At 35.7% G+C, this 13,073-nt stretch carries 7 protein-coding genes; 1 reads left to right on the forward strand and 6 read right to left on the reverse strand.

Going from position 1 to position 13,073, the window contains the following annotated elements; translation table 11 throughout:
• Positions 1–110: 110 nt before the first annotated feature.
• From RUH95_RS09540 to RUH95_RS09550, 3 genes are all read right to left on the reverse strand, one after another.
• A complete protein-coding gene (locus RUH95_RS09540) occupies positions 111–521 on the reverse strand; it encodes a hypothetical protein (RefSeq protein WP_313892633.1) in 411 nt (136 codons plus the stop codon).
• A 90-nt stretch (positions 522–611) separates the two neighbouring features.
• A complete protein-coding gene (locus RUH95_RS09545; RefSeq protein WP_313892634.1) occupies positions 612–3,119 on the reverse strand; it encodes a phosphodiester glycosidase family protein in 2,508 nt (835 codons plus the stop codon).
• Between the two features lie 57 nt (positions 3,120–3,176).
• Positions 3,177–5,399, reverse strand: coding sequence for a ligand-binding sensor domain-containing protein (locus RUH95_RS09550; protein ID WP_313892635.1), 2,223 nt, complete (start codon positions 5,397–5,399; stop codon positions 3,177–3,179).
• 193 nt (positions 5,400–5,592) lie between these two features.
• Between RUH95_RS09550 and secA the strand changes: the two genes are divergently transcribed.
• Entirely contained in the window at positions 5,593–7,962 is a 2,370-nt protein-coding gene (secA, locus tag RUH95_RS09555) for a preprotein translocase subunit SecA (protein ID WP_313892636.1), read from the forward strand.
• Between the two features lie 171 nt (positions 7,963–8,133).
• Here secA and RUH95_RS09560 read toward each other — a convergent pair whose 3' ends face one another.
• The 3 genes from RUH95_RS09560 to RUH95_RS09570 all read right to left on the reverse strand — a co-directional run bounded on the left by RUH95_RS09560 (position 8,134) and on the right by RUH95_RS09570 (position 12,851).
• A complete protein-coding gene (locus tag RUH95_RS09560) occupies positions 8,134–8,955 on the reverse strand; it encodes an SLAP domain-containing protein (RefSeq protein WP_313892637.1) in 822 nt (273 codons plus the stop codon).
• An 88-nt stretch (positions 8,956–9,043) separates the two neighbouring features.
• Positions 9,044–10,774 (reverse strand): methyl-accepting chemotaxis protein, encoded by a 1,731-nt coding sequence (locus tag RUH95_RS09565; RefSeq protein ID WP_313892638.1) that lies wholly within the window; start codon positions 10,772–10,774, stop codon positions 9,044–9,046.
• Between the two features lie 142 nt (positions 10,775–10,916).
• Positions 10,917–12,851 (reverse strand): NHL repeat-containing protein, encoded by a 1,935-nt coding sequence (locus RUH95_RS09570; RefSeq protein WP_313892639.1) that lies wholly within the window; start codon positions 12,849–12,851, stop codon positions 10,917–10,919.
• Positions 12,852–13,073: the final 222 nt, after the last annotated feature.

A 13,073-nucleotide genomic window follows, 5' to 3' on the forward strand; every position in this document is an offset into this window, starting at 1 on the left:
TCAATTACTGATTATACTATAAAAATAGCGAAGTAAACAAATTTAATATAAAGAAAGAAAAGACTGACTTTTCGCCATGCATTAGCGAAAGTCAGTCTCTTTTACTTCGATTAGGAAAAATCTGGCCAGTTTACTTGAAATTCGTCACCATCAATTTGTTCTAATGTACGATATTTGAATGGAATCAACTCATTCATATTCAATTCTTCTAGCGCTCTTTCTAGTGGTAACAATTGAAAACTATCGTCTTCTTCAATTATCAAATATGCGCCTTCTACTTTTCCTTTTTCTTTCGTATTCACACGAATAAAAGCAGGGAAAAATAAATCATTATTTGATTGAATAATAGAAGTAGCAAGTACTATATTTTTACCATCTGAAACTAAATTATCTTGATCTATCTTTTCAAATACTTTTAGTGCCCACGCCTGGCGTTTATAGTACCCTATAACTTTTGGGGTATTTCCTTCCGTAGAAGAACCAGATAATTTATTTTCTTTACTTTTTTCTCCCGAAGCCATGTACTTCCCTCCACAGTTTGCAAAAATCCATACTGATTACGTTATCATACATCAAAATCGTTCGCAACTACTATTACTAGTTACTAAGCATTAATCTTTGTAAATCGCCTGGATATCATCAATGATGATTTCACCAGAAGATTTTTTTGCATTTTCAGTTTGCATAAAACGGACAGGTAAATCCATTTTAAGTGGATAAGATAATCCAGCTGGTACTTCCGTTTCAACAAACTGCCAATCTGTCCAATTTACATCTTTGCTAAGATCAAGTTGAACTGTCTTACCAGTTGCATCTACTAGTTGAGCTCGTAACCAGTTTCCTTTTCCGTCACCTTTAACCCACATACCAATTTTCTTTGGAGGTACACTAATTGTTAATTGTGTTTTAGCTTTTACATATGCACCTGAAGTTCCAGTTGTATTTGTAAAGTCATACACTAGTTTCAACGCTTTTGTCCCATCTCGATCATTTGCTACTCCTTGAACAGAAACTGAGTTTACCCGGTCTCCTGTAGCTTCATAATTTAATATACCTTTATTAAATGATTCTAATATTGTAGGAGAAACTTCCCCAACAATTACTGGTACTGTGATAGATTTCGTGCCATATTTCACGACAATCGTCCCAATACCATCTTTGGCTTGTGCTGTAAATTTACCATTAGGTTGAATTGTTCCTGCTGTAGTAGTCCAACTAAAAGCTGATGCTTCTGTCAGTACAGCTTGTCCATTTTTCATACCGCTAGCAGCCAATTGAATCGATTGACCTTTTTGCACTTGCAGATAACTTTCTGAAAGCTTGATATCATCTAATGTGTTCGTAACTTTCAATTGAATATTTGTTGTCTTTCCGTCATACGTTACAACTCCTGGATATGTACCAGGTCCAGCTGTAACTACTTGCTTACCACCTTCTGATTTCAAAATAGTAGAAGTTACTTTCCCTTTACCAGAAATCGGCACTGGATTCATATATTGATCTATCCCTTTTACCGCAACGGATAGATCACTATAAGCCGCTCCTTGGAACACCTCTACCGTACTTGAAGAAGGCGTAATTGTCATAACTGCACTTGTTTTATATTTACTAATAAACAATAATGAATTCGCAACCGCACGCTCTGCTCCATCCGAAGGTTTATTTGCAACTGTTACTTTGTTGTTTCCAAGTTCTCGAACAACTACAGTAGAGGAACCGCCACCGTCAAAAGTCATTGCGTACTGCGCCCCTAAATCTTTCATTAGTTTAGCAGTATTTTGTAAAGTTAAGCCTTTACTCTTCGTTGTTCTCCCATCAATAACTGCTGTGAAAATACTACCATCTTTTTTCACTCCAATTGCTGTACGTGGAGCAATACCTGGAGTAGTAATTGTTTGAAGTACACCATTTTTCACTAAATGATATCGTCCACTTACTGATTCTCGAACACTGTTCCATTCAGCCGGAGTAAAGCTTGTACTTATCTCTACTTTGTCTCCTACTTGGAGATTTTTCAAAAAGTCACTTGCAAAGTTATGACCTGATAAAATAATCTCACCTGAACTTAACGCTGCATTTCCAGCACCAGTCATATTCTCTGTAACAGTTCCTGTTAAAACTTCTGCTCCATTTAACTTACCGGATTCTACTTTCACACGAACTTCTGTACCAAGCTCATTTGTGCCTGTAGTTCCAGCAAAATCTCTCGTATAAACAACTAAATGATTAGCAGATCTCTTTCTATTAACCGAATTAATGGCATAAGATTGGCCATTTACAGATAGATTCATAGCTACTTGAGGGGCACCTATTATCGCTTTACCAGTATCAGTGATTCCTAAAACAGCTAAATCACTAAGAGCAGTTTGAGGCGTAGACACGATAGAACCACCAATCATCATTAAATCTATTGGCTGCCCTTGCTTATCAAAGTAATCACCATTTACTCCAGCAACAACGTGATATGAATCATTTTGTGCTACACTGTTTGCTTGAGAAGACGTTGACTCAAACCCAATCACTTGATCTTTCGCAAGCTCTGCCTTCATTTCGATATTAGCTGTTTTCCCATCATAGTCGACGACAAAAACATTTTGTTTACCATTTGTTCCATCTACATCAAAGAACTTTTTTCGAACGCCAGGAGCGATTTGTGTAATAGACTGATTCACAACTTTCCCAATACTTAAGTTCGGTTTTGCTTCCGTAGGAAATAAATTAGATGAACCATTACTTGGTGGTGTCACTGTACCTTGGCCTTGTGCAAGTTCTAATTCTCGTAACTTCGCTTTAGAAGGAGTACGGTAATCTACGTACCCTTCTACTTTCGTAATATACATATTTCCACCAAGACCATATTGACCACCGTATAAGTTATCGTAGCGGTACACTCTGTATTGCTCTCCCGGTTTTAATATTCTTTCAAAAACAAGTCCATCAGCAGTACGTTTCCATAGATTAATAGGTTTAATCACTTTGATTTTACCTGCTTGCCCAGGAACCATTAAAATACCGTCCCAATAGACTTTTTTCGCTTGAGCTTCCACTTGGCTAGGCTGAAATACTATTCCACTGACAATCGCAAACATAATAACAAGGTAAATCAATTTTTGTTTCATTTATTGTGAATCTCCTTTGTTTCCTAGAGCAATATTATTTTTGTTGCTCTTCTTTTTTTAGCGATTTTTTTCGATTGTGTATCTCCATAAATTACTTCCCTCATAATAGTACAGATCTCCATTCAAATCTTTCACTAAGCCGTAAACACCGCTATCTTTCAACCATTCTACTTCTAGATTATCTTTTGTTACTCTAAACAATTTCCCTTCAACACTTCCATAAATAGAACCATCGCCGCTATCTATAATTTCTGCATTGCGGAATCTACCTGATATTGTTGGTAATAACTCCACTGTTCTGACTTCTGTCGACTCATCCGTATAAGAAAACAGCTTTCCATCCGCCATTCCCCAAACTTTATTATTTTGATCTACCAATAAACTTGTAATCATACTTGCGCTGAAAGGAAGTTGGATATACTTTTTCACATCAGGATTACTTCTATTAAAATAGAATAAGCGCGCTCCCCTTGGATTCACTTGTTGATTTGCGTGAATTGAAGTACCACCAAATACTTCCGTTCCTCTAGTAACTAAAGAACTAATACTTTGGTTGTAAATAAAGTTTTCAAGAACTTCTACATTTCCAGTTATCGTGTCATAAAAAGCTAAGGCTCCACCACCAACACTTGTATCCGGTAATGTTCCAAAAATAATTTCTTTTCCGCCATTATACGGCGTAACAGCTGTTGTTCTTTCTTGTCCATATTGACTCATTCGGATAACTTCTTTCGGATTTGCCGGATTCCAAGGAAGTGAACGATCATATACTAGTAATCTAGCTAAAGGATAAGCACCGATATACAATGTGTTATTAATATCAAACATTGACTCAATTTGACTAATATTTCTATATAATTCTTTATCCCCAGTTTCTACATCGTATATTCCAAGGCCACCAGACATATATCCATTTGCAAATACTTTTGTGCCATCCGAACTTGCTTCTAGTGTATATAACTCTACTGGCTGCTCTGGTAATTTAAATTGCAAATAACTCATCGTTCCAGTTTTTGGATTGTACTCAAATAATTGCCCCAAATTATCAACCATTCCAGACAACAACCATTCTTTAGAATCCTCAGTTGTATTATTTTCTACATTTGGCAATCCCGTTTCATTTGAAGGTGTTTCAATTGTTGTGTCTACTTCTATACCTCTACCTTCCAAAACTCTTTTTAAATCAAAAGGTAATTTCGGCTTTTTCACTTCTTGTTTAACTTCATTTGTTCCTTTTAATACGAAATCTAGATTAATTGCTTCTGTTCCCTTAGGTAAAAACAAGCCTAATTCCGTATGCTCTTTTGTTTCAAAAGTATATTTTATTAGTTGCTGATCTTTTGTGTAATATAGAGCATCCCCTTCAGGTGAAACAGCAGAAACTGTTTTTGATTTCAACTCAAATTCATCAACAATTTTCAACGTTTTTCTATCAAAAATAACCGCTATATTAGAAGGGTGTAATCTAGCAATAATATATTTATCTGTTAGCACCATATCTTGCGCATATTTTTCAGACATATATTTTGCAGGCAAAAATGAAGTGAAGTTTTTAGTTCCACGTTTTTTTACTAATAAATCCATCGGAGAGCCGATTGCAACAAATACTTCATCCGTTTCTTCATCCGCTACGATTGCTTTTACAAATTCTCTTCTTTTACGTACTTGCCCAAAGTCTTCTATTTCTTTTGTCTCTAAATCCATTGCAATTAGTGATCCACCATATGCAGAACCGGCATATAATTTATTTCCTTCGATGATCAAATCTTGAATAGATGTGTCGCTCTTGTTCGAAAAAATGCTACCATGTTTTTCAAATTTTTCTGTATTAGGATCATAACTATATAAAACACTTGATACAGATCCACCAATCCAAAGCTTGCCATTCTCATCGATGTCTAATCCCCATGCACTTTTGGAATCTTCTAACGTAAAAGTATGTACAGTTTCTTTCGTTTGATAGTCTACTACGACTAACGCTGCCGGAGAACCATGCATGATGTAATAAATAAAGTACTCTCCTGCTTTGTTTGCAGCAATTTTAGATGAAATAGCCGATGACTTGAAAATCATTGGTCCTAAATTTTCATAGCCCTCTTCCACGACTTCTTCTTTTGTTTCTTCTTCCACTGCATTTTCTAACCATTCTTCCACATTTTCTTCTACTTCAATAATTTCTTCTGTTTCTACTGGTGGAGTCGTTAAATCTTCTGCATACGCAAAACTCCCTACAGGTAAAGCTAAGGAAACCGCCATCATAGATATTAATATTTTCTTCAAAACTTAAAAACCCCTCTCTGCATTTTATTTTACCATTAATATCAATACAGTAACATTTAAAACCTAAGGATGTAATATAATTGAAATATTCATAAGAAATTCACATTCCTTTCTGTTTGCAAAATCTAGTAAATGCTTGCCTTTATTTTTCATGTTATAATAAACACATGAAAACACAGTAGGGAGAATGACGATGTTACAATCTATAAAAAAAATGATCTCGGGAGAAGTAATCGAGATTAAACAATTAAAAAAAATTGTTTCCAAAATTAATTCATTAGAAGACTCATTTATAAATAAAACTGATTTAGAGCTACAAGAATACTCCTATTACTTCCGTGATCAATTAAACAATAATGTATCACCAGAAGAAATAATTATAGAAGCATTTGCAGTCGTACGTGAAGCTTCTAAACGTATACTAGGTAAGCGTCATTATGACTCGCAATTAATGGGTGGTGCTGTTCTTACCCAATCGCAGATTGCGCAAATGCAAACCGGGGAAGGGAAAACATTAGTTGCTACTCTTCCAGCATATGTGATGGCGCTTTACGGCAATGGTACGCATATTATTACAGCAAATGAATACTTAGCTACGCGAGATTTTGAAGAAACAAAACCTCTATTTGAATTTTTAGGTTTAACGGTTGGATTAAACGTTTCTGGAATCGATAGTGGTGAAAAACAAGCTGCATATAATTGTGATATTACTTATGGTACTGGTACTGAATTCGGCTTTGATTATTTAAGAGATCATATGGTGCAAGGCCAAGGCCAATTAGTGCAGCGCCCTCTTTTTTACGCTTTAATTGATGAAGTCGATAGTATTTTAATCGATGAAGCAAGAACTCCATTAATCATTGCAGGGAAATCAAACGCAAGTTTAAACTTATTTCCAATCATGCATCTTGTAGTGGATTCTTTCAAAGAAGGCGAAGACTATGATCATTATCCTGAAACGAAGCAAATTGTACTATTAGATGGCGGTGCCGATCGTTTAGAAGCTGCATTTGGCATTAAAAATGTATATGACAGCGAACATCGTGAATTCATGCATATTGCCATGCAAACGCTTCGTGCGAAAGTTATTATGCATAAAGACGTAGATTATATTGTAAAAGACGATAAAATTATGATTGTTGACCCTTATACAGGTCGTGTGATGGATGGTCGTACATACAGTGACGGGCTCCACCAAGCAATAGAAGCAAAAGAAAAAGTTTCTTTAAAAGAAGAAAACAATACACAAGCTTCTGTTACGATCCAACATTATTTCAGATTGTATAAGCATGTTTCCGGTATGACTGGTAGTGCCGTACCTTCCAAAGAAGAGTTTTGGGAAACATATAATTTACGAGTGACCGAAATTCCAACAAACAAACCAAATAAGCGAATCGATATGGAAACGCTTGTTTATTTAACATATGATGATAAAACAAAAAAAATTGTCGATGAGATTAAAAAATTCCATGAAATTAAAAGACCTGTTTTAATTGGAACGACGTCTATTGAGCAATCCGAAAAACTTTCTACTTATTTAAAAGAATTGAAAATTGAACATTCTATTTTAAATGCCAAAACAGAAGAAGATGAAGCAGAACTTATCTCAATTGCTGGGCAATTAAATAAAATAATGATTGCAACAAATATGGCTGGCCGTGGAACAGACATTATTCTTGGAGAAGGTGTCGCTGAACTTGGAGGTTTGCATATTATCGGCACTGAGCTTCATAGCAGTGCGCGAATTGATATGCAGCTTCGTGGTCGCGGAGGTCGCCAAGGTGATCCTGGTAGTACACAATTTATCGTTTCTTTAGAAGATGAGTTATTCTATTATTACGATGAAGAAGAATTTGCGAAATACAAAGGCAAAGTTAAAACAAATGATGCTGGTCTAATTAGTGCACCAAATCCAACGAAGTTTGTATACAATGTACAAAATGTAATCGAAGGTATGCATTTTTCTAGTCGTTCTCATTTATTGAAAATAGACGAAATTAGTAATGATCAACAAAAAGTAATGTACAACTATCGCGAAAAAGCATTATATGTAGAAAATATGCAATCACTTATAGAAAGTGCTTTGCAAGAACGCTTTTATGGTCTGGTAGAAGAAATTCCTGAACTAAACATAGAAGAATCTGATAGCCATTCTCTTTTAAAAGAAATAGTCGATGAGATTAAAATTATGAACATGTTAACGTCTAAAGACGAAAGCAATTTCACATCGCTCGATTCGGACAATAAAGAGAAACTAACAAAAACATTAGAAGAAGTTTACAATGATGCATTAAATATATTAAGCAGTGATGATGCTACAGGCGCTATTTGGCACGATATTCAATCGATTTACTTAGAAACATTGGATCGTTATTGGATTACTCATTTAGATAATCTTCATCATTTAAAAGAAGGTCTCGGTATTCGAGGTTATTCACAAGAAGATCCTTATCGACTATTCTCTTTCGATGCACTTCATTTGTTCAATGAAATGCTTCACTCTTTCAACAGAGATATTATTCGTTACTATTTGCATGTACACGCATCGAAAAACGAACAATAAGAAATGCGTATGCACCTATGTCTGCCCCGACAGGCAAATGGGGAAAAGCGAGGAGGCAGTTCCTCAGCCATCACAGCTTTTTCACATTTGACCCCGAGGGGCTAGGTGCTGAAGCTAGACAATAAGAAAAGGTCAGTACAGCGGAAAAATCCATTGTACTGACCTTTTTTATTATAAAGTTTGTGGGATCATTTCAATTTTCCAAGAGCTGAAATCTGGATTTTCTTTTATGAACACTTCTTTTGAGAACGACAAACTAATCGGTCGTGCTTGTTTCGAAGCAATCTCAAACTCTCCAATTGGGAAGCCTAGTTTACATACCATTTCTCCAGTTGCATCAAATAACTGAATCGGCAAGTTTTCAATTGTTAATGTCTCTGTAAATCCATTACGGATAATAATATAAATTTGTACTGCTTCTTCCGTTTCATAAAAATGGAATCCAACAATTGAAATTTCATTTACTTTAATCGGCTCTAAAGTAGAAACTAACTCCTTCACATAAACCTGTTGATCTTCTGTTAAACCATTCGACCAATTTTCATCTAAGTACAAATCGAAATCTTTCACTACTTTTTCATAGTATTCAAATACCATTTCAAAGTCCATTTCGTTTGTAATCTCATCAAGCGAAACGAGTAAATCTTCTTTCTCAAATAAAAACTTCCACGGTCTAGCTGTACATGGTTCCAATTCACCAAACAATTGCATATCAAATTGCTTCTTCGCTAATTCTTTTCCTTCTTTATCTTTTACGATAAGAACAACTTGCTCCAATTGCAATTTCTTCGGTAAAGAATGTCTTAATATAGCAGTAACAACTATATCTTCACTCACTTTATATAATTTCACTCCATGAACATGAAGTTGGTTTGCTTCTAAATCTTCTAGCTGTTGATGAAAATATTGGTAAATATATTTTTCTTGTGCAGGTATATCCCAATCTGTCGAAAAGCTTAGTTCTGTTTTATATGTGTTAGATACGTTTGTCATGTGAAAGTCCCTTCTTTTTTAAAATATGTTTTAAGTATAACATAACAAAACGCTCAACCAAATTTCCGGTCGAGCGCTGGCACAACGTTTAAGTAAATCTCGCAACAAGCTCGTGCATTTTTTCTGCCTCTTCTTGCAACTCAAGTGCAGAGGTCATAATAGAATGTATCGCATTATTTTGTTCATCAATAGATGCATTCATTTCTTCAGTTGCAGCTGCTGACTCTCCAGCAACCATCGCAATATGTGAAATAGACTCAACCACTACTTCTCGATTTTTAGTCATTTCATTCATTTCTTCATCTAAGAAAGCTAAGTCTTCTTTTATTTGCTTAATAGATTCTGATAAATCCACAAATGATTGCTTTGTATCATCTACAGAATGAATCTGTTCCACAGAAATTTTCAACGTATCTTCCATCTGCATTTGAGCGGACTTTGTATCCGATTCGATTTGGACAAGCAGCATTTTCACATTATTTGTAGCATCCTGTGTTCCTTCTGAAAGTTTTCGAACTTCATCTGCTACAACCGCAAAACCTTTTCCATGCTCACCAGCTCGAGCAGCTTCAATACTTGCATTTAAAGCTAATAAATTCGTTTGATCAGAGATATTTGTAATTGTTTGAACAATCTCAGTAATTTGTCCCATTCTAGTTGTTAACTGTTCGAAATTTTTGCGTAAAGCTTCTATAACTCCATGAAACTTGTCTGTATTTGTCGCCAAATAATTTACATTTGAAAGTCCATTTTCTTGTAAAGTCGTCATCTTTGAAACATCTTCAATAATATAATTATATTGGTCTGTTGTTTTCATAATTATATCCGAAAGATTATTTACTTTCTCAATAGCTGTTTCAGCATTTACTGCTTGCATGACCGCACCTTTCGAAACTTCTGTAATTGCATTTGTTATTTCAACTGCAGATGCTGTCGTTTCTTCCGTAATGGCACTTAACATTTCCGAAGAAACTCTCATATGTTCAGAGCTTTCTCGGGTTTGCCCAACCATTATTTCCAAGCTGCTTTTCATTTCATTCACATTTTGTGCAAGCTTTCCTAACTCATCCTTCGTTTCTATTGGAACAAGTGATCCACTTAGCTTTCCTTCCGCAATATCCGAAGTAAGATGCATAATTTTTTGAATGTAAACAGTCATTTTTCCGGCAAAAAACCAAAACAATCCAACTCCTACAATTAGTGAACCAATTATTGCAAGAATAGATGTTTTTAATACTGCCATTGCCCCTCCATTGAAATCTACTTCATATGTTCCTGCCGCAATAGTCCATCCCCAATTCGGGTCTAACATACTATACGTAATTTTTGGTTCAATTTTATCGGGATTGGAAGGAAGGGGCCAATCATATGAGACAAATCCTCCTCCACTTTTAGCAACTTCGATTACTTCTCGAATAAAATAACGACCATCATCCGTTTGTTCATCGTATAAGCTTTGGCCCTCTAAGCTAGGATGCACTTGCAATACGCCTGATTCATCCACTGCATAAAAGTAAAAGTTCTCACCATACTTAGCAGGATTCGCAATAGATCTCTTATTTTCCGCATCCACTGGTCCAATCATCTTCTCCCCAACTCTTGCTTGTGCAGCTTCCAAACTTATGGAACCGCTTTCAACTTGTTCATTAAGTTCATCGATTAAATCTATAATAGCGAATGTTCCATTTTGAAGTCCTACTTCTCCTAAGTAATCCAACTCTGATTTTGCAACACTATAATTCATGATTCCTACAGTAAGTAGGGGAATAATTATAACGACAGCAGCTAATAGTACTAATTTGTTTCGAACGGAACTCATCAACATTAATCCCTCCCTTTCTTTCCATTATAGAAATAAAGAAAGACAAAACATATACAAATTTGCTTTTCGAGGCATTATTTGTTACATATTTGTGGCTACAAAAAAGGCTACCTTTTTTGTAGGTAACCTTTTTCATATATTATTTTTTATATCGCCATACATCTCCACCCGTAGTGAAATAAATATGTCCATCTCCACCTAAAGCAACACCATTCGCATGTTGATCTCCAAGCATTTCTAATTTTAGTGAAGTAGCATGGATTCGGAACAGTTTATTTTCAATTGTTCCGTACATATAGCCATCCTTTCCATCAACAATAGAGCCATTTTTAATTTGTCCACTTGTTCTAGCGACAACAGAAATCGATTGCATCTTCTTTGTTTTAGGATTATATACGAAGGCAGATCCATCTGCTAAGCCCCAAATAGTAGAAGAAGGACCAGTTGCCATGGCTGAAATCAGTCTAGCTTTCGCTATCGGAGCTGCAAGCTCTTCAGGCTTAGCATTCACATTACTAGCAGAAATTCGGAAAAACTTTGCAGTGCCAATCCCATTTGGATTACTATTCGCAAATGAAGAAGTACCCCCGTAAAAATAACCGTTTGAATATGTTAAAGCAACTACACTTTGGTTTGGAAATAAAGCTTTACGATGAGATACTTTTTTTGTATTTATATTGTAATAACTAAAGCTACCTGAGACCGTCCCTTGCTTTGGATGCGAGCCTACAGCAAGCATTTTTTCAGCAGGTGCAACAGCAAGCGAGATTGGACGATTTTGTCCCATTTGAGCAACTGAAAAAATAGTCGTCCCATATGGACTCGTTTTCGGATGATAATACATCACATCCCCAGCTGGATACACCCCTAAATACATTCCTTTGTCATAAGGAGCCATCCCTTCTACTTGCCCAATACCTAAAATTTGCTTTTTACTTTGATCAAGCGGATTTAGTATTGCTACTTGACCTGACACATAGCCACTTGTAAAAATATTGCCCGCTTCATCTGACTTGATTGTATGGATCGGAACGCTTTGTTCAGGCAAAACCAGTTTAGAAATTTCTACACTATTAGTTGATACATTATATAGTAAGTGAGTACCCGTATTCCCTAACAGTCCCGTCAGCATTGTTTCACCTGAAGCTAATTTCACGAAATCTAAAGACACAGCTTCCGTTCCTGCTAAATTCACTTTCATATCTTCAGCAGATTTTGTTTTCATATTAAAACGATACAAACTAGTAGATGAATTTTGCATATAAGAATAATAAACATTACCATCTATAGGAGAAGCTGGTGAAACACCTCTTGATCCCGCAGGTAGCTCTTTTAAAAACTTATTTGTACTAGCTTCAAAAACTAACACTTTTTTACTTGGACTAACTTTCGCAAAAATATATCCTCCAGCAAAATCTAAATCATATACATCACTTTCTTTTTTATACGCTGGTGGCAAAATTTCTTTTTTCGCATTCGTTTTTAAATCCCATACGATAAGAGATGCTTTGGAACCAGAGCCTACAAACAAACGGTTAGAGCCTTTTTGTAAAGCTATACTTCGGGCATTTTTCTGCACGCCAGTTGCGGCACCAAGTGTTGTGAATTTTCCTTTTTCAAATTTAAACACTTTCCCATTAGGAGCCGTACTTCCATAAATAGCATTTCCAACTACTTCTAAGTCTAATATAGATGTATGACTATTATCAGGAGTTCCATGATTCGTAAGTTTTTTAGTTACCGGATTATAACTATATAATACCGCAGTAGGCGTTCCACCAATCCACGCTTGACCACTAGCATCCGTTGTAATCGCCCACGCCGCTGAAGATTTAGGTAATTTCACTTCATGAACCAACTCTTTTGATGGCAATTTATAAACAGCAAGCGCTGCTGGATCTCCTTGTAAAATAACATATTGATACGCAACATCATTTACGGTTGCCGCTGCCCCACTCATTGCAACAGAACGCACAAATGAAGCCCCTACCTTCTCTGTCTTAGTTGCAGCCGACACTTGTAAACTGCTACATAATAAAATAAACAATACCGCTAATACTGCAAACTTCTTCATAATATCCCCCAATTTTTAAACTTATATCTCCTTCTCATTTTATCGAATTTACAGGGAATTACTAGAAATATTTCCCGAGAAATAATAATAGATTCGACAAAGAAGGCAGTTTCCTTCTAAACGTTTAAGATTAGCATTCTAAATACATACTAGTTATTAATATTTTCTAATTACATTTCATACATTTAACCATACATGTGTAATGAAAGAATCGAGGTCCAT

Origin of the sequence: Psychrobacillus sp., assembly GCF_032154225.1 — a bacterium.
Taxonomy (GTDB): domain Bacteria; phylum Bacillota; class Bacilli; order Bacillales_A; family Planococcaceae; genus Psychrobacillus.